Origin of the sequence: Kribbella sp. NPDC026596 (assembly GCF_040638415.1) — a bacterium.
GTDB lineage: Bacteria > Actinomycetota > Actinomycetes > Propionibacteriales > Kribbellaceae > Kribbella.
Map to the genome: position 1 here is coordinate 40,802 of NZ_JBEZYF010000025.1, position 20,002 is coordinate 60,803.

The 20,002-nt window shown below is 66.4% G+C and carries 24 protein-coding genes and 1 pseudogene; 12 read left to right on the plus strand and 13 right to left on the minus strand.

What is annotated here, in order from left to right:
• Positions 1-15 precede the first annotated feature (15 nt).
• Positions 16-393 carry a metalloregulator ArsR/SmtB family transcription factor gene (locus AB0E63_RS21725; protein WP_360368900.1) on the plus strand — a complete coding sequence of 126 codons (378 nt, stop codon included), beginning with the start codon at positions 16-18 and terminating at the stop codon, positions 391-393.
• Here the strand turns inward: AB0E63_RS21725 and AB0E63_RS21730 are convergent.
• On the minus strand, positions 390-1,442 hold the full coding sequence (locus AB0E63_RS21730) for an NAD(P)/FAD-dependent oxidoreductase (protein ID WP_360368903.1): 1,053 nt from the start codon (positions 1,440-1,442) through the stop codon (positions 390-392). The two genes, AB0E63_RS21725 and AB0E63_RS21730, sit on opposite strands and share 4 nt — an antisense overlap.
• 61 nt (positions 1,443-1,503) lie before the next feature.
• Between AB0E63_RS21730 and AB0E63_RS21735 the strand changes: the two genes are divergently transcribed.
• Positions 1,504-1,842 (plus strand): metalloregulator ArsR/SmtB family transcription factor, encoded by a 339-nt coding sequence (locus AB0E63_RS21735; RefSeq protein ID WP_360368906.1) that lies wholly within the window; start codon positions 1,504-1,506, stop codon positions 1,840-1,842.
• Positions 1,843-2,203: 361 nt separating this feature from the next.
• Here AB0E63_RS21735 and AB0E63_RS21740 read toward each other — a convergent pair whose 3' ends face one another.
• Positions 2,204-2,545 (minus strand): hypothetical protein, encoded by a 342-nt coding sequence (locus AB0E63_RS21740; RefSeq protein WP_360368909.1) that lies wholly within the window; start codon positions 2,543-2,545, stop codon positions 2,204-2,206.
• A gap of 498 nt (positions 2,546-3,043) precedes the next feature.
• Between AB0E63_RS21740 and AB0E63_RS21745 the strand changes: the two genes are divergently transcribed.
• Both AB0E63_RS21745 and AB0E63_RS21750 read left to right on the plus strand, forming a co-directional pair.
• Positions 3,044-3,490, plus strand: coding sequence for a CBS domain-containing protein (locus AB0E63_RS21745; protein ID WP_360368912.1), 447 nt, complete (start codon positions 3,044-3,046; stop codon positions 3,488-3,490).
• Positions 3,491-3,539: 49 nt separating this feature from the next.
• On the plus strand, positions 3,540-4,829 hold the full coding sequence (locus AB0E63_RS21750) for an ArsB/NhaD family transporter (protein WP_360368915.1): 1,290 nt from the start codon (positions 3,540-3,542) through the stop codon (positions 4,827-4,829).
• Positions 4,830-4,903: 74 nt separating this feature from the next.
• On the opposite strand, the gene AB0E63_RS21755 is transcribed toward AB0E63_RS21750, so the two are convergent.
• On the minus strand, positions 4,904-6,724 hold the full coding sequence (locus AB0E63_RS21755) for a hypothetical protein (RefSeq protein WP_360368918.1): 1,821 nt from the start codon (positions 6,722-6,724) through the stop codon (positions 4,904-4,906).
• 199 nt (positions 6,725-6,923) lie between these two features.
• Here AB0E63_RS21755 and AB0E63_RS21760 point away from each other — a divergent pair, with 199 nt between their 5' ends.
• Complete coding sequence (locus AB0E63_RS21760; protein ID WP_360368921.1) at positions 6,924-8,126, plus strand: FAD-dependent oxidoreductase; 1,203 nt, start codon at positions 6,924-6,926, stop codon at positions 8,124-8,126.
• Positions 8,127-8,250: 124 nt separating this feature from the next.
• Here the strand turns inward: AB0E63_RS21760 and AB0E63_RS21765 are convergent, their stop codons facing one another.
• From AB0E63_RS21765 to AB0E63_RS21785, 5 genes and pseudogenes are all read right to left on the minus strand, one after another.
• A complete protein-coding gene (locus AB0E63_RS21765) occupies positions 8,251-9,249 on the minus strand; it encodes a DUF6596 domain-containing protein (RefSeq protein ID WP_360368924.1) in 999 nt (332 codons plus the stop codon).
• A gap of 5 nt (positions 9,250-9,254) precedes the next feature.
• A complete protein-coding gene (locus AB0E63_RS21770; RefSeq protein WP_360368927.1) occupies positions 9,255-9,611 on the minus strand; it encodes a YciI family protein in 357 nt (118 codons plus the stop codon).
• A 141-nt stretch (positions 9,612-9,752) separates the two neighbouring features.
• Entirely contained in the window at positions 9,753-10,142 is a 390-nt protein-coding gene (locus AB0E63_RS21775) for a hypothetical protein (protein ID WP_360368930.1), read from the minus strand.
• The gene (locus tag AB0E63_RS21780; RefSeq protein ID WP_360368933.1) at positions 10,142-10,357 is read right to left on the minus strand and encodes a hypothetical protein; all 216 of its coding nucleotides are present in this window, start codon (positions 10,355-10,357) and stop codon (positions 10,142-10,144) included. The genes AB0E63_RS21775 and AB0E63_RS21780 overlap by 1 nt, the downstream gene beginning before the upstream one ends.
• A gap of 446 nt (positions 10,358-10,803) precedes the next feature.
• Positions 10,804-10,968: pseudogene (locus AB0E63_RS21785) on the minus strand (HTH domain-containing protein); the annotation flags it as partial.
• A gap of 226 nt (positions 10,969-11,194) precedes the next feature.
• Here AB0E63_RS21785 and AB0E63_RS21790 point away from each other — a divergent pair.
• On the plus strand, positions 11,195-11,335 hold the full coding sequence (locus AB0E63_RS21790) for a hypothetical protein (protein ID WP_360368936.1): 141 nt from the start codon (positions 11,195-11,197) through the stop codon (positions 11,333-11,335).
• Between the two features lie 369 nt (positions 11,336-11,704).
• Here AB0E63_RS21790 and AB0E63_RS21795 read toward each other — a convergent pair whose 3' ends face one another.
• Entirely contained in the window at positions 11,705-11,905 is a 201-nt protein-coding gene (locus AB0E63_RS21795; protein WP_360368939.1) for a hypothetical protein, read from the minus strand.
• A 303-nt stretch (positions 11,906-12,208) separates the two neighbouring features.
• Positions 12,209-12,583 (minus strand): hypothetical protein, encoded by a 375-nt coding sequence (locus tag AB0E63_RS21800; RefSeq protein WP_360368942.1) that lies wholly within the window; start codon positions 12,581-12,583, stop codon positions 12,209-12,211.
• Between the two features lie 341 nt (positions 12,584-12,924).
• Here AB0E63_RS21800 and AB0E63_RS21805 point away from each other — a divergent pair, with 341 nt between their 5' ends.
• The gene (locus AB0E63_RS21805) at positions 12,925-13,059 is read left to right on the plus strand and encodes a hypothetical protein (protein WP_360368945.1); all 135 of its coding nucleotides are present in this window, start codon (positions 12,925-12,927) and stop codon (positions 13,057-13,059) included.
• Positions 13,060-13,261: 202 nt separating this feature from the next.
• On the plus strand, positions 13,262-13,672 hold the full coding sequence (locus AB0E63_RS21810) for a hypothetical protein (RefSeq protein ID WP_360368948.1): 411 nt from the start codon (positions 13,262-13,264) through the stop codon (positions 13,670-13,672).
• A gap of 153 nt (positions 13,673-13,825) precedes the next feature.
• Here AB0E63_RS21810 and AB0E63_RS21815 read toward each other — a convergent pair whose 3' ends face one another.
• The gene (locus tag AB0E63_RS21815; RefSeq protein ID WP_360368951.1) at positions 13,826-14,395 is read right to left on the minus strand and encodes an SRPBCC family protein; all 570 of its coding nucleotides are present in this window, start codon (positions 14,393-14,395) and stop codon (positions 13,826-13,828) included.
• A 102-nt stretch (positions 14,396-14,497) separates the two neighbouring features.
• A complete protein-coding gene (locus tag AB0E63_RS21820; RefSeq protein WP_360368954.1) occupies positions 14,498-14,926 on the minus strand; it encodes a Crp/Fnr family transcriptional regulator in 429 nt (142 codons plus the stop codon).
• Between the two features lie 347 nt (positions 14,927-15,273).
• Between AB0E63_RS21820 and AB0E63_RS21825 the strand changes: the two genes are divergently transcribed.
• The 3 genes from AB0E63_RS21825 to AB0E63_RS21835 all read left to right on the plus strand — a co-directional run bounded on the left by AB0E63_RS21825 (position 15,274) and on the right by AB0E63_RS21835 (position 16,755).
• Positions 15,274-16,122: an IS630 family transposase gene (locus tag AB0E63_RS21825; RefSeq protein ID WP_360368957.1), complete on the plus strand. Its 849-nt coding sequence runs from the start codon at positions 15,274-15,276 to the stop codon at positions 16,120-16,122.
• A gap of 83 nt (positions 16,123-16,205) precedes the next feature.
• Positions 16,206-16,451, plus strand: coding sequence for a hypothetical protein (locus tag AB0E63_RS21830; RefSeq protein WP_360368960.1), 246 nt, complete (start codon positions 16,206-16,208; stop codon positions 16,449-16,451).
• 46 nt (positions 16,452-16,497) lie between these two features.
• Complete coding sequence (locus tag AB0E63_RS21835) at positions 16,498-16,755, plus strand: hypothetical protein (protein WP_360368963.1); 258 nt, start codon at positions 16,498-16,500, stop codon at positions 16,753-16,755.
• Between the two features lie 697 nt (positions 16,756-17,452).
• On the opposite strand, the gene AB0E63_RS21840 is transcribed toward AB0E63_RS21835, so the two are convergent.
• Positions 17,453-18,154 carry a transposase gene (locus AB0E63_RS21840; protein WP_360368966.1) on the minus strand — a complete coding sequence of 234 codons (702 nt, stop codon included), beginning with the start codon at positions 18,152-18,154 and terminating at the stop codon, positions 17,453-17,455.
• Between the two features lie 480 nt (positions 18,155-18,634).
• Between AB0E63_RS21840 and AB0E63_RS21845 the strand changes: the two genes are divergently transcribed.
• Complete coding sequence (locus tag AB0E63_RS21845; protein ID WP_360368969.1) at positions 18,635-19,879, plus strand: esterase-like activity of phytase family protein; 1,245 nt, start codon at positions 18,635-18,637, stop codon at positions 19,877-19,879.
• The last annotated feature ends 123 nt before the right edge of the window (positions 19,880-20,002 follow it).

Here is a 20,002-nt window from a genome sequence, read left to right on the forward strand (position 1 = left end):
ATCTACACTGCAGTGGTGAGCCCCCGTCAAAGCGCCGCTCGAGCCGGTGCAGCCAGCGACGACAGCGCTCACTCTGTCACCGGCGTCGCGATCGACCGCGACGAGGCCGAGCGGCTGGCCGTCGTACTCAAGGCTCTGTCCGACCCGACTCGCCTGCAACTCCTCGCGATGATCGAGTCGAGCGCCAACGGCGAGGCGTGTGTCAACGACTTGACCGAGCCTCTGGAGCTCAGCCAGCCAACCATCAGCCATCACCTGAAGATCCTCGTCACCGCGGGCATTCTCGCTCGGGAGAAGCGAGGCCTCTGGTCCTGGTACTCGATCGTCCCGGAGCAGCTCCAAACCCTCCGCGCGCTGCTCCCGGGCCCCACCTTCCTCCAGAACGGCCGCTAGCCGCGGAGGCGCTTGCTGAGCGCCTTGACGACGTACTTCGCATCTCGGGCGACGCCACGCAGCGTGTTCGACGAGAACGACCGCTGGAACTCCACACCGAGGTAGGCCAAGCCTGGGTGGGTTAGTGAGATGCCGCGGCTGTGCAGCGGCAATCCGGCGCTATCCAGTGCACCGAGGCCGTCCAGGTAGGGGAGGTCGGGCCGATAGCCGGTCGCGAGGATGACGGTGTCGACGTGCTCCCGGTTACCATCCGTACACACCAGGTGGTCGACGTCGAAGCGAGTGAACATGGGTCGCTGATCCAGCTGCCTGGACTTCAGTGCGTTGCTGTAGGTGCCGGTGTCGAAGACGGGGGTGCCGTGGATGAGTCTGCTGAGGACGGCCGGTGGCAGGAGGTCGAGCCGGAGGGTGTGTAGCCAGTAGTGCATGTCGCGGCCGCCACGGATCTGCGGCACGAACTGGATGGGACGTCGTACCGCCATCGTCACGTTGGCGACTTCTGCCAGCTCGTAGGCGACCTGGATCGCGGAGTTCCCGGCGCCGACCACGACGACGCGCCGGCCGGCGTACTGCTTGGGGCCGCGGTAGTCCGCGACGTGCAGCAGCTGGCCGTCGAAGGTGCCGGGGATTGCCGGAATGTGCGGGTTGGTGAACGACCCGCTGGCGCAGATGACACCTGCGGAACGAAACTCCTCCCCGGCGTCGGTCCGCACGATGAAGCCGATGCCGTCGTGCGCGACGGCTGTGACTCGTGTCCTGGTGTGGATCTCGGCGTCAAGGTCCAAGGAGAGCCGTTCGAGGTAGGCGACCACCTCGTCCCTGGTGGGGTAGCGATCCGGATCGCCAGGAAATGGTGCACCCGGGAAGCCGCTGTAGCGGGCGGGGGAGAAGAGCGTGAGGCTGTCGTAGTACGCCGGCCAGGAGCCGATCGTTCGATCGCCTGCCTCCAGCAGTACCGGCCGCATCCCGGCGTCACGAGCCGCGAACGCCCCCGCCAGCCCCGACTGTCCACCGCCGATGATCACAACGGAGTTGCCTGCATTGGTCACGTCGCGAACATATCCTAATATCCCGATATGACGAAATGACGATACTGGCTAGTCTGGGTTCATGGCGCAGCAAGCAGACCCGAAGGCAGCGCCGGCTGACGCCGTCGACGACCTGGTCGAGCTCCACGCCGCCACGCACGATTTCCTCAAGGCCCTGTCCAGCCCTACCCGGCAGCGGATCATGTTGCTGTTCGCCCGCGGTACCGAACTCTCGGTCAACGAAGTTGCCGAACACGCCGGCATCGGCCAGTCCACCGCATCGCAGCAGCTCGACCTGCTGCGCCGTGGTGGCATCGTCAGCGCCCGTCGCGAAGGCAAGAGCGTCCTCTACAGCGCCGATCGAGAGGGTGCAGCAGCCGCCTTGGCCGATCTGCAGGCCTACCTCAGGACCTGCTGCTGACTCATCCGTCCAAGGTGAGTTGGTGACAGTGGAAGTCGTAGTGCTGAGTCGGGAAGTGGTACACGTCGGCCAAGGTCATGTAGTCCTTGAAGAACGGATCCATGGCGTCGGGTAGTGCATGCCGCGGGCGAGGTCAGCGTCCGATTCGGCGGCGAGCGGCTGGTGCAGCATTGCGATCACGTGATCGCACATGGTCTCCATACGCTCAGGGCTCACCGTGTGCCCGGCGGCGTACGAGCCTAGAAAAAGTTCACCTCGTCGAACGGGCGGGTCGCGGCGTTCAAGAGGTGGGCGTGTGCGCGACTGGGTCCCTTCGGTAGCCGCCCGAAGATCCGTACAAGCCGCAGCAGGGCGCGGATGATCAGATAGCCGAGCAACATGTGAAACAGCAGTTGCCGGTTGTTCCACCGCGTACCGTTCGTTCCCCTGAACATGTCTGCCCGATCCGCCGACTCGACCAACTCGCGGAAGTCCCCGAGCTGGCAGTGCCCGCACAGCGCGAGCCCGCCGCGGGCCGGTCGACGGTGAGCTCGACGTCGAGGTTGTCGCGTGCCGCCCAGCGATCCAGCTCGGCGCGGAACAGGAACTCGTCCGGCGGGCGTGCGCCGGCCACCAGCACGATCTTGCGGTACGCCGCCCGTTCAGCCAGCGCGTCCAGCAGAAGCGGACGTAGTGGCGCCAAGCCGATGCCACCGGCGACCACGACGAGATCGTTGCCAGCAGCATCTTCCGACGTCCACGCCGTACCGAACGGGCCGCGTACGCCGATTCCGCACCTTCGACAGTGAGCATCATCTGACGAAGACCACCTAGGACGGCAGAGGCGCACGTCCCTCAAGCCCCGGTCTGTCAGACCTACCAGTCCAGCGTTGGCCAAGCGGTTGGCAAGATTCTCGTACGCGCACTTGCAGCCGATCACGCACTGGCGCTGACCGGTCGATCGGATGGGTGGGCACAGCGCCCGTGGTGTGCCGCGGCCGCTGATCGACCATGACAGGGGTCCGAACGGGGTGACCGACCTGACGAGCATGGGTCGGCCGACCTGGTTGCTCCTGGCTACGGAATGGGAGAGGGTGTCTCTTGGTGCGCCGGGAAGTCTGGTCGGCATGCCCGTACCCAGTTGGGTGCGGGTCGGTCGGTTGCGTCCTGGGAGGCTTCGTGGTGGTCATCGGTCGGAGTTGGCACGGCGTACCGTGGAGGTGTGCACGGAGAGCAGATGGCCGAGGACTACCCGGTGGTAGGGCTGGACGAGGATGCGCTGCGGGCGGTCGAGTTGCTGGCGTCGCGGCGGTTGCCGGGTCTGATCGTGGTGGGCGGGGACGGCTCCCCGTTCGCGGTGCTGCCGGCGTCGCAGGTTGTGAGGTTCCTGGTCCCGAGCTATGTGCAGGACGATCCCTCGTTGGCTCGGGTGATCGGGGAGCAGTTGGCGGATCGGGTGGCCGACAAGTTGTCAGGTGTTCCGGTCCGGAAGTTGCTGCCGGCCGAGCCCACCGAGGTACCGGTGGTCAATCACGACGACACGATCCTGGAGATCGCGGCGATCATGGCCCGCCTGCGGTGCCCACTGGTCGCGGTGATGAAGGACCGGCGGATCCTCGGAGCGATCACCGCGTCCAGGCTGCTCGAGCTCGCCGTCACACCGCACTGACCTGCGGCGCCTCGTCGTACGCCGGTCTGCCGAGCGGCGGGAGCCGCGGATGACCGTCGTCGCGGTGGTGGTGTTCGTCGTCGCCTATGCGCTGATCGCGACCGAGTGGACGCACAAGTTGCTGGCGGCGCTCGGGGGAGCGGCGGTGCTGCTCGCTCTCGGGGTGACCGATTCCGAGCACGCGTTCTACTCGCACGAGACCGGTGTCGACTGGGATGTCATCTTCTTGTTGTTCGGGATGATGGTGATCGTCGGCATCGTCCGCCGTACCGGGCTGTTCGAGTTCATCGCGATCTGGGCGGCCAAGCGGGCGAAGGGATCGCCGCTGCGGGTGATGATCCTGCTGACCCTGATCACCGCGGTGGCCTCGGCGTTCCTGGACAATGTGACTACGGTGCTGCTGATCGCGCCGGTGACGTTGCTGGTGTGCGACCGGCTCGGGATCAATCCGGTGCCGTTCCTGATCGCGGAGGTGATGGCCTCCAACATCGGTGGTACGGCGACGCTGATCGGTGACCCGCCGAACATCATCATCGCCAGCCGGTCGGGGCTGACGTTCAACGACTTCCTTGTGCATCTGGCGCCGCTGGTGATTCTCGTGCTGGCGGTGTTCACGCTGGTCCTGCCTCGACTGTTCAAGGGCTCGTTCACGGTCGATCCGGAGCGGGTCGAGGACGTGATGCGGTTGAACGAGCGGGAGGCGATCGAGGACCGGCGGTTGCTGATCAAATGTGGCGCGGTGTTGCTGCTGGTCTTCGCCGGATTCGTCGGGCGCGCGGTTGTGGATATCGCCCCGTCAGTGGTGGCGCTGCTCGGTGCCGGGCTGCTGGTGCTGATCTCTGGGGTGCAGACCCGGCAGTACATGACAAGCGTCGAGTGGCAGACGCTGTTGTTCTTCGCCGGCCTGTTCGTGATGGTCGGCGCACTGGTCAAGACCGGCGTGATCGGTGACCTTGCTGCTCAGATCGGCAAGATCACCGAAGGACGAGCGCTGCTGGCGGTGATGTTGATCCTGGTGGTGTCCGCGGTGCTGTCCGGGATCGTCGACAACATCCCGTACGTCGCGACGATGAGCCCGGTCGTGGCCGAACTGACCAAGGGCATTGCGGATCCGGGCCAGGCCCATGCCCTGTGGTGGGCTCTGGCGATCGGCGCGGACTTCGGCGGCAACGCGACCGCGGTCGGGGCGAGCGCGAACGTGGTGGTCATCGGTCTCGCGCTCCGGGCCGGGTATCCGATCAGCTTCTGGGAGTTCACCCGCAAGGGTGCGGTGATGACTGCGATCACGATCGCGATCGCGGCGCCGTACCTGTGGTTGCGCTACTTCGTCCTGTCCTGATTCGCCGTGGGTCGGATCTGCGGCCGGAGTCGGTTGTGGTGTCGGTACGCCGGGTGGCGATGACGATGCAAGGGTCAGTCCTCTGCCAGGACGATGACTCGGTCCTTGTCGGTGAGCGTGAGTGGGGCTTGTTTGGGTGGGTTCAGGACGACGCCGTAGGCCGGTGGTTGGTAGAACTCGGCGTGGACGCGGTAGCCGATGGCCGTTTCGCCATGGCGGGCGGCCGCTTCGGCGACCGTGCTGAAGGTGGCCGGCATGCCGGGGAGTAGATAGCCGGCGGCGGGTTTGAGGTAGATCTCGGCGCCGGTGGGGTTGAAGAGGTCTTCGAAGACGGCCGCGAGGTGGCGGTTCTCGGTCAGCTGAGTGAGGAGCAGGCTGATCAGTTTCTCGCTGACCACGAAGTCGTCGGCGCGGGTGACTTCGGCGATCTCGCGGTTGGCGTCGTCGTTGATTTCGCTGACGATCGAGTACGGCTGGTCGAGGGACTCGGCCAGATCACGCAGGTGCAGCAGCGTGATGAGCGTCCTGGCATCGGCTTCCTGGGCGCCGAGTCCGTCGGCCGACAAGACGATGACGTGCTGGCAAAACTGGGGATCGAGGGCTTCGAGCTCGACCCGGTTGGCCGGGTCGGCGCGGATCACCTCGACGGTCAGGTTGGTCGTCGCGCCGATGAGTTGGTCGACGACGTCGGGGCAGGCGATGAGTACGTGCGATCCCGGGAAGGCGAACGTGTCGAGGAGTTCGATGATCTGGGGTGCGCGCTCGTTCCAGCCGAGCATTAGGGTGCGTTCGGGCGCGGGGTCGTGTCTTGGCCGTGCAGAGATCGCTGCCTCGACGACGTGTGGTGCGGCTCCGGCGGGCCGGATCAGGGTGTCGTCCTCGGCCAGCACGATCAGTTCGTCGGTCGCGGTGATCGGCTGGTCGCCGGTCGGGTTGAGCGTGATGGTTCCGTCGGCGTGCCGCAGCCCGACCGGTATGCCGAGTTCGTACGCGTGCAACGCCGTACCGAAGGTGGTTCCGGCCAGTTGTGGTTCGGACCGCAGGTAGAACTCATTGCCCGCGAAGGCCAGCAGGTCGGCACACACCGCGGACAACCCGGACTGACGGTGGGCGTTGACGATCAGCCGTACGGCGAGCTCGTCGGCCCGGACCAGTTGCGCTCGCCGCCCGCCCGCGAGCCTGGCCGCGGGCAGGTTGGTGGAGTCGCAGACCGCGGCAACGATGTGCGGACCGTCGCCTGTCGCCGCGCGGCTGCCCAGGGAGAGCAAGACTTTGACGACGTGGATGTCGGAATCCGGGCCATCGGACGGCAGGACCATCACCGACCGCGCCGACGAGAGACTGACCAGGTCGAGGTCGGCGGGATGCAGCGGCTTGCCGGACCGGCAGACGACGCGAGTCCGGCCCAGCTCGGGTACCCGGGCGCGGATCGCGTCGTCCATCTCGACCTTGTCATGGTCGGCCAGGATCGCCACGCAGGACCTGCGCTGACTCTGATTGGCCTGGACGAGCTCGGCGACCACGGTGAAGATCTGCTCCGACCAGCCGAGTACGACGGTGTGGTCGCGCTCGACGATGCGTGACCGGCCTTTCCGTAGTTCCGCGATCTTGTTCTCGAGACCCGTGGTGAGGACACCGATGAACGAACTCACGATGAAGATGCCACCCAGCGTCACGGCCAGCATCAGGCCGAGGAAGACCAGCCCGCCTTGATCGCCGCCCATCGTGCCGGGATCAAGCGTCCGGAGCAGGCCCATCCAGAGCACACCGTGCCAGCCACGGTGCTCGCCCACATCGCCGGGGGCGAACATCAGCACCAGCGCCGAGACCGCCAGCACCAGCAGAGCCGATGCCAAACCCAGCAAACCGATCAGCGCCGGAGTACCACGCGCCATCGTGCTGTCGAACCAGTACCTCAACCTGTCCCGCCAGCTGCCCAAGACCCCAACCCCTCTGTTCGCTCAGGGCACTATGCCATCCACGGCGCCGCAGTCGTGATGCCATCCGGCCCCCGAGGAGGGGCCACTCGACTCTCCCGACGGTGATACGCCCCCGGGTATATCTGGCTGGAGAGTGCGATGGAGGAGGTCGGACATGCGCAAGAAAGTGCTGGTGCTCGGCGCCAACTTCGGGGGTCTGACGGCGGCGTTGGCGGTGCGGTACGAACTGGTCGGGGATGTCGACGTGACCGTCGTGTCGGCCGCCGACAAATTTCTGTTCAACCCCAGCCTGATCTGGCTGCCGTTCGGCAAGCGCGACAGCGCCGACATCACCTTCCCGGTGGCGCCGACCTTGGACTCGCACGGCATCGAGTTCGTCCACGCGTCCGCCACCAAGGTCGACCCGGTCGCCAAGAAGGTGACGATCGACGACGGCCGGGAATTCGGCTACGACTATCTGGTCATCGCCACCGGCTATCGCAACAAGGACGACGTCGTACCGGGGTTCAGGGAGAACGCCAACACGATCACCACGCTGGCCGAGGCGCAGCGGACCGGGGTCGCGTGGCGCCGGTTCCTGGACGATCCTGGTGACGTCGTGGTTGCTGCGACCCAGGGCGCCGGCTGCTTCGGTGCGGCGTACGAGTTCTTGTTCAACACCTCCTACCAGCTCCGGAAGGCCGGGCTGCACAAGCAGGTGAAGCTCACGTACGTCACGGCTGAGCCGTTCCTCGGCCATTTCGGGATCGGTGGCCTACCGCACGGCGAGCGGTTGCTGCGGATGTTCCTGAAGAAGGAAGGGATCGACGCGCGCATCTCGGTCGGCGTCGAGCACATCGACCGCGGCGCCCTGGTGCTCGCGGACGGCGAGACGCTGCCGTTCGGCTTCGGCATGGTGATCCCGCCGTTCCTCGGGCAGAAATTCCTCAAGGACGCCAACGGGCTGGCCGACGAGAAGGGGTACGTCGTCGTCCGGGACACCTACCAGAGCGAGAAGTACGACGACGTCTACGCGGTCGGGGTGGCCGCGGCGGTCGACGTGCCGTGGCAGACCCCGACGCCGGTCGGGATCCCGAAGACGGGCTTCCCGACCGAGGTGATGGCACACACTGCGGCCGCCAACATCGCCGCGCAGATCCGGGGTGAGCAGCCGACGATCACCAAGGGGTTCGGCGACATCAAGGCGGTCTGTGTGATGGATGCCGGCAACAACGGTGTGATCATCCTGGCCGACAAGATGCTGCCGCCCCGCAAGCACGGTGTGCTGATTCCTGGCCCGCAGGCGCACTTGATGAAGCTGGGCTTCGAGAAGTACTTCCTGTGGAAGATGCGCCACGGCTACGTCCAACTGCCCTGAGGAGGCTTGGTCTCCATGTCGGATTCGATCAGTGTGGCGGGACGCTCCGTCGACGGAGCACGACGGTCGCCCGCACCGGCCGTCTGCGTACGTCATCGCGGCACTGATGCGGGGGAGACGAGATCTAGATACTGGCTGCTCGGCGTTGGAGGTAGCGGCGCTCCGCGCCGTCCGGGGCCAGTGACGCGGCCGCCTGGAAGGCGCGTACGGCGTCTTCGATGTGTCCCTGTCGATGGAGAAATTCCGCCCGCGCCGCGTGGAACGGGTAGTAGCCGGGCAGGTTGAGCTGGTCGATGTCGTGGAGGCCTCTGGCTGCGCCGTCGACCTCGCCGACTGCCACCGCCCGGTTGAGGGCGACCACCGGCGTGGCGGCAACGGTCATCAGTTGGTCGTACAGGGCGAGGATCTGTTTCCAGTCGGTGTCTTCGAATGCAGGTGCCTCGGCGTGCACCGCGGCGATCGCCGCCTCCAGCTGGTAGCGGCCCGGCTCATTGCGGCGCAGGCACCAGCGGACCAGGCGGTGCCCTTCCTGGATCAGGTCGCGGTCCCACAGGCGGCGGTCCTGATCACGCAGCAGGACGAGCTCGCCGGCGCTGTCGGTGCGGCTTCGACGTCGTACCTGCGTGAGGAGCATCAGTGCGAGTAGGCCGGCGACCTCGGGCTCGTCGGGCATGAGCAGCCGGAGCATCCGGCCGAGCTCGATGGCTTCGCCGGACAGGTCGGGACAGCGGTCAGGCTCGCCGTATCCGGTGGTGTAGGTCAGGTAGGTGGCGGCAAGGACTGCGCGGAGCCGATCGGGCAGTTCTGCGTCGCCGGGGATCCGGTAGGGGATGTTTGCCGCCTTGATCTTGTGCTTGGTGCGCACCAGTCGTTTGGCCATTGCCGGTTCGTTGGTCAGGAACGCCCTGGCGACGTCGGCGGTTGACAGGCCGCACACCAAGCGCAACGTCAGCTCGACCTGGCTCTGTCGGGCGAGTGCTGGATGGCAACAAGTGAAGAGGAGTCGCAGCCGGTCGTCAGGTGTGGTGGCGGCTGCGCTCGGCTCCATGGTGGTGACCCGGAGCAATTCGTTGCCTCGGGCATCACGCCGGATCCGGTCGATCGCCTCGCGGTCGGCCACCATGGGCGCTAGGACGTCATCTCGTCGACGAAGGGTCGTACCTCGATCGAGGCCCGGATCAGGGCGCTGACCTTCCCCGCCCATGCCAGCGCTCCGTCGAGGTCGCTCGTCCGGATCAGATAGAAGCCGCCGAGATGATCCTTCGTCTCGGCGAACGGCCCGTCCGTGGTGAGTACATCGTTCTTCTCGGCCCGCACGACCGTAGCGGTCGCAGGATCATGCAACCGCCCGCCGAACACCCAGGCACCACCGGACTTCATCTCCGCCTCGAGCTGTTGGATCGCCCGCAGGTGCTCCTTCATCTCGTCGTCGGACATCGGCGGACCTTGGACCGGTTGCCCTGGCCGCAACATGTAGTAGGTCATGGTGGGATCCTTCCGGTGACGCGAGACACTGCTCTCGCTCTCACCCACACTACGAACGCCGGACGCACAAGATGGACGGCTGACCCGATGTCGTCTTCAGAGCCGAAGTCGGTGTCGCGACCTGCGGCTCCCGGCGGGAGCTCAGGAGCTACCTGCTCGTCGCTGCTCCTGGCTGAGTGACTTTCGGGCGAACTCGACGGCCTCCGCGAGGAGAGCAGTCCACAATCCACGATCGGGTGTGGGGATCGACGCCCATTCGCGGAAGACCTTGCCGGCGGGGGCGAACGGGTCGCCGGTTCCGCACTCGATGAGCTCGGTGACCCGGTCGCGCGGGAGCTTCACGACCAGACCTGATGCGTCGTCGTAGCTTGCGACGAAGCGTCCGGCCAGCCGCACACACGGGTAGCCCATCATGGTGGCCCGGCCGATGGCGGGGTCGTAGAGCAGGTCGTCGGTAAGCTCGTCGTAGAGGTCGCGAGCGTGCCCGCCGGAAGGTTCGGGCGGGGACATCGCGTTCTTCGCTGCCGGCATCAGGCCGCCGGTGGGGCGAAGACCCCGAACACGTTGCCGCTGGGATCGCGCAGGTAGGCGAACGTCGGGGCGCCGGGGCCGGGGTCGAGGTGCTTGCTGACGACCGAGCCGCCGAGCTGTTCGGTGTCGATGCAGGTGGTGTCGACGTCGGCGACCAGGATGTAGAGCACCGCGTGGCCGGGCGCCTGTCCGCCGGTGTTGGCGATGCCGCCCATCGGGGTGCCGGCGCCGGAGGCCTTGATGTTGCGGTAGTCCGTGCCGCCGGACGACGCGGGCCCGTTGGCTTCGAAGGTCCAGCCGAAGAGGCTGCCTGTGGTTCGACCTCTCTGACCGTCTCGACGCCGCCGACATCGATGTAGTGGATCCGGAGCACACGGTTCTCGCGGACGCCCCGCCAGATGGTCTCGGCGATCTCGGTGTCGGGGTCGGGAACAGGTTGCACGAGCAGCCCCACCTTCTCGGCGGTGGTGCGTGCCTCCTCGAGCGCTCGCTCCGGTATCGCGGCCATGATCTTCTGTAGCGCGCTGCGGGCGTCCTTCTTGAAGAGCACGTGCTCGGTCCGGCTCAGCGCCACCGCGACGGCGGCTGCCTCGAGTGGCGTGAAATTGAGCGGTGGAAGGCTCATCGACCGGTCGATTGTGAAGCCTCCCCCTCGGCCCTGCTTGGTTGCGAGCGGTACGCCGGCTTGACCGAGCGCGCTCAGGTCGCGCTCGATGGTGCGCACACTGACCTCGAAATGCGCAGCCAACTGTCGCGCGGTGCGCCCGCGGAGTCCCGCGGCCCGCAGCTCCTCCACCAGGGCGTACAGGCGGTCGATGCGATTCACTCTCGAAGCGTAAACACGAGGTGGGACAGTTCTCAGATCCTGCAGCGAGATTGTCCCGCGGAATCGAGAGCATCGCGACGCACGCAGCTGTCTTGAGGGCGAAGTGATCAGATGACCTGAGTGCGGACCTCTGTCCGCAGCGTTGGCAGCCGAGAATACATCAGTGATGTATTGAGTCAATGAGTGTCACAGCTGGCGGCGGCGATCTGGTCGCGACGTAGTCGGTGTGCCCGCGGTGGCGGCGGGGACCCGGCCGGCGGAGCGCGTGCATCCGCCGGCGCTGAAGGTGGCGCGGCGGCGTGGGCTGGATCCGGGCAAGTGGCACGCGGCTCAGGTGAGCGACGTCGTGCAGCCGCATGACTCGTGATCGCAGTGTGGGACATCGCGTACGAACATCTGCCGGCGGAGGCGCGCTCGCGGGTGCCTTGGTCGGTGCCGGATCCAGCCCCGACCGAAACGGATGCGGCCTTCGAGGACGTGTACGACGACATCGCCGGCCGGAGCGATCGGCCAGTGCCGTCGGTTTCGCCCGTCGCGGCGAACCGATCGAGGAGTGGAGAATGACGGGCGTCGCTGGGTATCAGCGCGAAGACTTGTCTATCGATCAGCAGCTTGCGTTGCGTACGGCGGCATCCCGCTTGGGGGGAGCAGCTCGTGGATCGCCCTCGCCGGCTGCGGCGCTCGTCCGTCAAAGTGACCACCGGACGACAATCCATGGCCACGCTGTGGCACGCGATCACGCCGATGGCCCGAGCACGCCGAGCGCGAACAGAACGCGAGGGAGCGTCAGGTTCAGGAGCGCGCGACCGGTGAACATCGAGGACTGGCTGCCCACCGTCTCCTGACGGTCGGCAGCCCACCCGCACACGCCGTCAGCCCGGAGCCACCACGCCTGCCGCTGTCGGCGGCCGAACCGCAGGCGAGCAATGAACTGCACTCAAGCAGAGATGCAGGACAAATGTTCCCTTAAGCCTTCGTAACGATGTCCATGACGTAGCCCACGAAACAGAACACAGTGCCCCTAGCCACGGCCACTGAGTGTCGTTATCTGGGGTGTTGTCGAGGCTCGCGGGGCGGCACTGGGTTCTATTCGTGTGCGCGGGCTGATCAGTGGGAAAGGCAGGTGGTCACTGAGGTCTCACTGTCCTGGTGAGCGATCCACGCCCCTCATCCGGCAGGTCAAGTTTCGCCGGGACGGATGTGGCCTGGTTCCTGAGCGGCCGAGTGACTCGACAGGGCTTCAGGCGGGGGCTTCCTTGCCGGCCGCGGTGACGACGAGCCACAGTCCCCCGAAGCCCTCGACGTTGTGACACTTCACCTGGTTCTTGCCCTCGTGGGCGTAGAAGTACAGCGGATGTCCGGCGTACGTGACCTGGATGGTGCCGTCAGTCCGCTTCGTCGTACCCAGCAGGGACGGCTTCACCGCGCCGAGCGCCTTGGGTGGTGCCTTCGTCAGCACCGGAGGCCACGCCTCCGCGCAGGCGCCATAGCAGGCCGAGGTCGCTGATTTCTCCTTGTCGAACAGGTAAATCGCCTGGCCCGTACTGTCGAAAAGGATCAGGCCGAAGTTACTGGCGGCTGTCTTGATACCGGTCCCGGCGGGTTGCGGTGACATGGAATGATCGCCCGGTGACGTCGAACTGGCGCTTGGCGACGGCTGACGTGACGACAGCGCCGTGACCGGCGACGGCGTCGGCGCTGGTGTCGAACCGGTCCCGGGGTCACTGCCGCAGCCGGTCAGCACTAGTCCGCAGGCAAGTACGACAACCGTTCGCATCAGAACCGACTCCGATCTAGACCATCCCCGTCTTTGACGTTAAGCCCGAGAGCACCACCCAGGCCGATTCCGTCATCGGTCCGTAAGGCCTGCAATTCATGAAGCGTGCGCGGCATGTCCATCGACTCTTTCGAGCAGTGGCATGCCACCAGCCACTGCCTTGGCTCGCGCGTGCGACGATGCTGAGCTGGCCGAGCGGCCAGCGGATGAAGGGCTGGCTACTCGTGGATCCGGCCGGCATCGCCGAGGCCGCCGACCTTCGACGCTGGGTCGACCGCGGCGTCCTGTTCGCCCGCAGCCTGGCGGCCAAGTAGCCCCGCCGCCAGGCACGTGCGATCGGCGCTTGAACGACCCGCGCGGCCGCGACTGTCTGGTACCTGGCGGTGGCAGAACGGACCGGGAGCGTCCTGGCCGTAAGGATCCTGTAACTGCTGGGCAGCTGGCCAGAATCTAATGTCGGAGGCGTCCCAGTCGAGTTGCGGCGCCTGGCCGCGGCCTGCTCGAAGGAGCAACCTCATGCCTCGTCTCGTGTCCCTTGTCCGTGCCTCTGTGCTGGCCGTACCGCTGGCCGTCCTGGCGACAGCACCCGCCGTCGCAGACTCCGGCAACGCCGCCGCCGGATTCGGCCAGCTCTACCACGACGGCGTCGTCGTTCGAACTGTCGTCACTCCGACATCGACACCAGGCAAGGGAGTCGACCCGATCTTCGCCTTCTCCAGCGGTGTCGACGGTCAGCTCTCGGTCACTTCGGTCGCGCCCGGTGGCCCCGGCTACCACGGCGGGCGATGGGCCGTCTACGTCGTGAGCTGGAACACGGCGCCGTACCTGCTGACCTCCGACGAGGCCGTTGCGTCAGCCACGGCCGCGGGTGACATCACCGTCGCCCGGATGCCCGCCGCCGACTTCGTCTGCCCAGTGGCCGGGTAGACAATCCGCGTGCCGGTTCGTCGTACGGCGTGGTCCTCGACCCTGCCAAAGCACGCCCGCTGACCCGCACCGAAGGGGCCACGTCATCGTCCTCGAAGAATCCTGATGCAGACACGCCCGCGTGGCTATGGAGCGGCGCTCGTCGTCACGCAATCACAGTGTTGAGCGCCGCTCGGCCTCCGTCCTTGCAGCCTCGAGAGAGGCCCGTACGGCGGCCTCCCAGGTGCTCGCGACCAGATCACCCCACCACCGGCCTGCGCGCCACAGATCCGTTCCCAGCTCACCGGTGTAGGTCAGCAAGGTGCCGCCGACCTCATCCTCAGCCAGCTGGAACGACTCCACAACATGCGGCACCGGGCCCCGCACCAGCCGAAAATCGACCCGGTCCGGTCGACTGAACCGCACGGTCTCCACCGTCGTGGCCCGCAAGCGTCCGCGGATCGGCGTGAAGTGCGCGGCCAACACCATGTCATCACCCCGCTCGAGCACCTTCACCTTCTCGCGCATGGCCCGCGGAACCCGCTCGCCGTACGGCGCTGCGAGGACCGCGAACACCACGTCACGCGGCGCCCCGATCAACACCTCGACAGGACCCAGCGGACGGACCCGGCGACCGATCCCGAGATCGACCGGAATCGCTCCAGTCACCAGACCCAGATAGGTGCCCACGCCGGCCAGTGCCCCACCACCGGCAACCATCGCGACCCGCCGCGCCAAAGCCATACAACCGACCATAACGACCCCAGGCGGCTGGACCAGGAAAACGACTCCGGCGCGTCCCAGCTACCCGAGCCACGGGTGATCGCGGCCGGGGCGCCGATCCGTTCAGCGGTCTGCTTCGGCGGTGATGGCGGCCGGGTCGAGGATGGTGACCTTGCCACGGCCGACGCGGAGCAAGCCGCGGTCGGCGTACCCGGCGAGGACCTTGGTGGCGGTCTCGCGGGAGGTGCCGGTCAGGGCGGCGATCCGTTCGTGGGTCAACTGCACACCGCGACTGAGCGGGCGTTTCTGTTGCTCGCCCACGAGTAGGCACAGCGTGGCCGCGACACGCTGCGGGACGCTCTTGAACACCGTGTCGGACAGGCGGCGCTCGAGTTCGGTCACCCGGCGGCCGAGGATCTCCGAGATCCGGACCGCGATCCGTGGATCGGACAGCAGGAACCGGTGCACGTCGGCGCGGCTCATGACACACACCACGACCTCGTCGAGGGCCTCGGTGAAGTTGTCGTGCATCTGCTGGCCGGGCAGCAGCATGTCGCCGAAGACAGTGCCTAGTGCCTCTTCCAGAAAGGTTGGGGTCGTAACTCGTGTCGGGTTGACCGGTTCGGCGGTGGGTGTGGAGGCTTGCTGGCGGAGGTGGTGATGGCTCGGCAGCCTGAGGTGTTCGTGCGCTCGCTGGAACCTGAGGAGGCGCAGCGGCTGGTGAAGATCACGCGGACCACGAAGGATCGGGTGCGGCTTCGCCGGGCCGGGATCGTGCTCGCGTCGGTGCAGGGCAGGAGTGCTACGGAGGCGGCGGGCATGTTCGCGATGAAGCCGCAGTATGCGCGGGAGGTGATCCGCGCGTTCAACGAGCAGGGGTTCGCGGCGCTGGACCCAAAATGGAGCGGGGGCCGACCGGCGAGGTTCGGTCCCCGGTTCGTGAAACGGTCTGCCGGGTCGCCAAGACCCCGCCGCAGCAGCTGGGGCCCCCGTTCACGACGTGGAGCCTGTCGAAGCTGGTCGAGTACCTGGCCGAGCACAAGAGCATCCGGATCAGCACCGAGTCGGTGCGCCAGATCCTGCGCAAGGCCGGGATCAGGTGGCAGGCGACCAAGACGTGGAAGGCCAGCAAGGACCCGGACTTCGCCGCGAAGATGGCCCGCGTTCTCGACCTGTACGACGATCCGCCGGCCGATGGGCGGGTGCTGTGCGTCGACGAGTTCGGCCCGTTGAACCTCCAACCCCGGCCGGGCAGGGGCTGGTTCCCCGCCCGGCGCCCGGCGCGACTGCGGGCCACGTTCAACCGCACCGGCGGGGTCCGGCACATGTTCGCCGCGCTGGATCTGGCCACCGGGCAGATGTTCTACCGGTTCCGAGATCGTAAGCGGTGGCGAGAGTTCCCCGGGTTCCTCAAGCAGCTGCGGGACCGGTTCCCGACCGGAAAGCTGTATGTCGTGTCTGACAACTACGGACCGCACAAGAAGGCCGAGGTCGTCGACTGGTGCGGCCTCAACGACATCGAGTTGGTGTTCACCCCGAGCAACGCGTCCTGGCTGAACTGGATCGAGTGCGAGTTCACCGCCCTGCGGTACTTCACCCTCGACGGCAGCGACTACCCCAGCCACACCGCCCAAGAGACCGCGATCGCCGGCTACGTCCGCTGGCACAACAAACGCGCCCAACCCAAACGACACTTCGCCGTCGACTCCAAGATCCGCCGACCCGATTACCTACCCAACGTTGCTTGACGAGGCACTAGCAACGGATCCGGGGGTTGTCTCATGCTCATCGCTCACCATCCTCTCGCGCTGATTGAGGTGCGTAAAGGGGTGTGCTGGTTGCAGTGCTCGGCTGCGAGGTTCACTGCGACAGCCGGACTCGTGACCACGACGACCGGTCGCCGGCGCGCGTTGCCGTTGAGAAGGTCAGCGAGCGCGCCTGCGGAACGCTCGTCATCGATGTGCTGGCTGCTGGCCACGATTTGAAGCGTACGGAGATGGGCCGACAGAAGTCGGCGATTCCGGCCAGCCACCTGTGTGATGATGTGGGCTGGGCCGCCGCTGCTGGGAGACCATGAACCAGTCTCGGCCGCCTGCGGTTCGTGGCAAAGCGAAGGAGACGACATGCGCTTGACAAGGGATGTGCGTCAGAAGCTGCTGGATCAGAACGAGGGATACACGACCTCGACGTCCTACAGCGGCAAGAACAGCAGCGAAGACAGGTACTACGAGATCCGCGGTGGCCAGCTCCACGTCCGCGCCAAGGGCAAGACATCTTGGGCTGACAGCAGGTACGAGCAGGAGTTCGTCGCAGACGAAGACCAGACGCACAGGTTTCTCAAGGACAACCTCTACGCCCTGAATACGGACGGGCTCGGCTGAGCAAAGCTGTTTATCCGACGATGGACTGGCCTCAGGGGCAGTCGCACTCGTGCCAGTCAGCACCGCAGATGCTGCACATGATGGGGGCAGCCCGTGCAGTGAAGGTGGCGTAAGCTGCGGCCGCCGTACGCGGAGTTTTCGATCTCCTGACGCTTCGATCGATTCGGAACAGGTCGTGCACGTACCGCTGTCGTACTGAGCTACACAACTCACGTCGTCGTCCGAGCTTTCTTCTCGCCGTGCATATCGAAAGCGTAGAGAAGATCTTCGCGCGCCGGTGGTTCTGAGCATTCGGCCCGCGGAGGGCGCGCCCTCGGGCACGTGCTGGACTAGCGTGCGGCCGGTCATGTTCGTGATGCCGGATCTGTCAGCTATGTAAGCGGACAACGCGGCGGCGGCGTTTCCGACGGCGACCCGACAATGGCCGGCCGACCAAGTGGTAAGGCTGAGCTCCATATGCTGGGGTGGAATCGGTTCGCGATGAGAAGCGGCGATTCAGGCGCGAGGTTCTCAGCCGCGTCCTCAGCGTCGCGCACCACTCCTACCCTCGAAGTTTCATGTGGCTTCGGCGTGTTGCTCAGTTGCCTTTGAGGGTCCGCCGGGGTCTGTCGGTCGGGTTGTTGGCAGATATGGGGCCCGGCTGTCGCGTCGGGTGGGCGGGTTCCAATGTCCTTGGGTCATAGGGGGGTCGCTGTGGCTAGGCGGCCGGCCAGGGTGCGGCGCGGAGCCTGGTGAACGCGGTGGCGAGCTCGCGGGCCCAGGGCCAGTCGGTGTCGAGTTGGAGGCGTCGACCGCGGGCGGTGCGGACGAGTCGTGCGGCGACGTGGAGTATCTGGTAGCGGAAGGTGGCTGGTTCGGTGTGGGCGAGGGCGCCGGTGAAGCACAGCGCCTGGGTCCAGCAGAGCAGGTTCGTCGCGGCCAGTGCGAGTTCGAGCCAGCAGGCGTTGGCGGCGAAGGCGTGGCAGGGCAGGTTCCTGATCCCGGTGTCCTTGCCGCAGCGGATCCGGTCTTCGACTCGTGCGTGGCGGCGATGTTCCATCGCCAGGTCGGCGAGCTGGCCTGATGGGGTGTCGGTGAGGAAGGCGGTGAACCGGTGGCCGTCGATGTCGGTGAAGGTCAGTTGGGCGCTCGGGTGGGGTCGTTCGCGGCGGACGATGACTCGCGATCCCTTGGGCCAGTTGGTCAGGTTGAGCAGGCCGGTGATCTCGGCGACCCAGGCACCGCGGCGGGGTTCGCCGTCGGCGTTGTAGGCCGGTGTCCACGCTGTCTTCGGGGTGGCCAGGATCGCTTGTTGCACGTTCTCGTCGACCGAGAAGCCCAGCGAGAACCCGATCCCACGGTCGCGCAGTGCGGCGGCGAACACGCGGGTCGCGCCGGCCGAATCGGCGCTGGCCAGCAACCGCGGCCTGGTGGGTCATCGGGCTGCGGCCGCGCCTGGGGCGGCAACGCCGCGATGGCCAGGTCCAGCACCGTGACGTGGTCGGCGGCGGTATTGCCTCCGGCGTTGCCCGGCCGCAACACCCCGGCCAGCGCCTCACCACCGGACACCTCCGGGCGGTCCAGGTAACAGCAACGGATGGAAGCCGAAACCCTTCTTCCATGTCGGCGCGGCGTTCTCCTTCTCCGAGTACGCCGTCAGCAAGGTGGAGTCGAAGTGCAGCCGCAGCGGTTTCGACAGGTCCGGTCCGGCGCCGGCCGCCCAGGCCCGTTCCCGTGCCTTCGCGTGGGCCGCATCGAGTAGGAAATGAATGACGGAGCCGTAATTCGCCCCGTTGATCGCAGACTATTGACATGTTTCTCGGGCCGGAGTTCTCTGAGCGCAAAGTGACCTGGGGGCGACTTCGCCATTCCCGGAATGGTGAGATCAGGGGTGAGGGTCATGAAACTGTCGCGTGCCTTGGGTTTGGCTGTCGTACCGCTTGCTCTTCTGGCGGCTTATCCCGCGTCGGCCTCGACGCCCAAGCCGGTTCTCGTGGGTCGCGCGGTACTGCCGGTGGAGACGTATGCACCCGGACCGCCTTCCGGTGCGTTCATGGCGGGGCAGACGGTCAACGGCATTTCGTTCCCGACACCGTCGCAGCCGGTCGAGGGCTTCTCGTCGATGATCAATGGGCGCGCGCCCGGTGAGTACCTGGCGATGCCCGACAACGGCTTCGGTGGAAAAGCGACTTCGGGCGACTTCCTGATCCGCGCGTACTACATCGAACCGGATTTCAAGACGGCCAATGGCGGCACCGGCGCGGTCACCGTCAAGGATTTCATCGAGTTCCGGGACCCGAACGGCGTCATCGGCTTCGACATCGTGAACAAGGCTACGACCGCACGGCTCCTGACCGGTAAGGACATCGACCCGGAGTCATTGCAGCGGGCAAAGAACGGTGACCTCTGGGTCGGTGACGAGTTCGGCCCGTGGGTGCTGCACTTCGACGCGACCGGCGTGCTGCTCGAGCCGCCGCTCCCGGTCCCCGGGAACCTCGTCCAGCCGGCCGTGCCGGGAACTCTGATGTCGCCGAACAACCCCTTCCTCAGCGGGTCGGCGACCCAGCCGAACAGCCGGGGCTTCGAGGCCATGTCCTCGACACCCGACGGGAAGTATCTGTACCCGATCCTGGAAGGTGCGACCGTGGTCGACACCGATCAGAGTCGGCGTTTCCTCTTCGAGTTCAGCGTCGGGGATGCCGGGTTCACGGGTCGCGTTTGGCAGTACCACACGGAGCAGCCGGCGTACATGGTCGCCGACATGCAGGCGCTCGACGAGAACCGGATGGTCGTCATCGAGCGCGACGCCGGGCGAGGCGTCAACGCGGTGTTCCGCAATGTCTACGTGGTCGACCTTCGCGATGTCGGACCCGATGGGTTCCTCGTGAAGCACAAAGCTGTGGACCTCGCCGCGATCCCCGACCCGGACTTGATCTCGCTACCAGAGATCCACACCGGCGACGTCCGCCTCGGCGACCCCTTCGGTGTCGCGTGTGAATCCATCGAGGCGATCCACGTCATCGACGGACAGCGGCTGCTCCTCGGGTGCGACAACAACTTCCCGAACACCGGCCGCAACCCGAATCTTGCCGACGACAACGAGTTCATCGTCGTCAAGGTGCCGGGCCTGAAATCCCTGAACTGAGTCGCTCTTTCACCCCTCCTGGCCACTCCATCATGACCCGACACGCCCTCCGCGAAACCGCCCACGCTGGTTGTAGCCACGCGCCCGCAGATGCCTGTCATCTCGCCAACGGAAGAGGAGGTT

Bases quoted from the DNA above. Each gene is read 5' to 3' on its own strand.
- AB0E63_RS21735 (WP_360368906.1), top strand. From the start codon at position 1,504: ATGGCGCAGCAAGCAGACCCGAAGGCAGCGCCGGCTGACGCCGTCGAC.
- AB0E63_RS21750 (WP_360368915.1), top strand. From the start codon at position 3,540: ATGACCGTCGTCGCGGTGGTGGTGTTCGTCGTCGCCTATGCGCTGATC.
- AB0E63_RS21755 (WP_360368918.1), bottom strand. From the start codon at position 6,724: ATGGCGCGTGGTACTCCGGCGCTGATCGGTTTGCTGGGTTTGGCATCG.
- AB0E63_RS21760 (WP_360368921.1), top strand. From the start codon at position 6,924: ATGCGCAAGAAAGTGCTGGTGCTCGGCGCCAACTTCGGGGGTCTGACG.
- AB0E63_RS21765 (WP_360368924.1), bottom strand. From the start codon at position 9,249: ATGGTGGCCGACCGCGAGGCGATCGACCGGATCCGGCGTGATGCCCGA.
- AB0E63_RS21770 (WP_360368927.1), bottom strand. From the start codon at position 9,611: ATGACCTACTACATGTTGCGGCCAGGGCAACCGGTCCAAGGTCCGCCG.
- AB0E63_RS21775 (WP_360368930.1), bottom strand. From the start codon at position 10,142: ATGCCGGCAGCGAAGAACGCGATGTCCCCGCCCGAACCTTCCGGCGGG.
- AB0E63_RS21780 (WP_360368933.1), bottom strand. From the start codon at position 10,357: ATGGGCGGCATCGCCAACACCGGCGGACAGGCGCCCGGCCACGCGGTG.
- AB0E63_RS21800 (WP_360368942.1), bottom strand. From the start codon at position 12,583: ATGTCACCGCAACCCGCCGGGACCGGTATCAAGACAGCCGCCAGTAAC.
- AB0E63_RS21805 (WP_360368945.1), top strand. From the start codon at position 12,925: ATGCTGAGCTGGCCGAGCGGCCAGCGGATGAAGGGCTGGCTACTCGTG.
- AB0E63_RS21810 (WP_360368948.1), top strand. From the start codon at position 13,262: ATGCCTCGTCTCGTGTCCCTTGTCCGTGCCTCTGTGCTGGCCGTACCG.
- AB0E63_RS21815 (WP_360368951.1), bottom strand. From the start codon at position 14,395: ATGGCTTTGGCGCGGCGGGTCGCGATGGTTGCCGGTGGTGGGGCACTG.
- AB0E63_RS21820 (WP_360368954.1), bottom strand. From the start codon at position 14,926: ATGCTGCTGCCCGGCCAGCAGATGCACGACAACTTCACCGAGGCCCTC.
- AB0E63_RS21825 (WP_360368957.1), top strand. From the start codon at position 15,274: ATGGAGCGGGGGCCGACCGGCGAGGTTCGGTCCCCGGTTCGTGAAACG.
- AB0E63_RS21835 (WP_360368963.1), top strand. From the start codon at position 16,498: ATGCGCTTGACAAGGGATGTGCGTCAGAAGCTGCTGGATCAGAACGAG.
- AB0E63_RS21845 (WP_360368969.1), top strand. From the start codon at position 18,635: ATGAAACTGTCGCGTGCCTTGGGTTTGGCTGTCGTACCGCTTGCTCTT.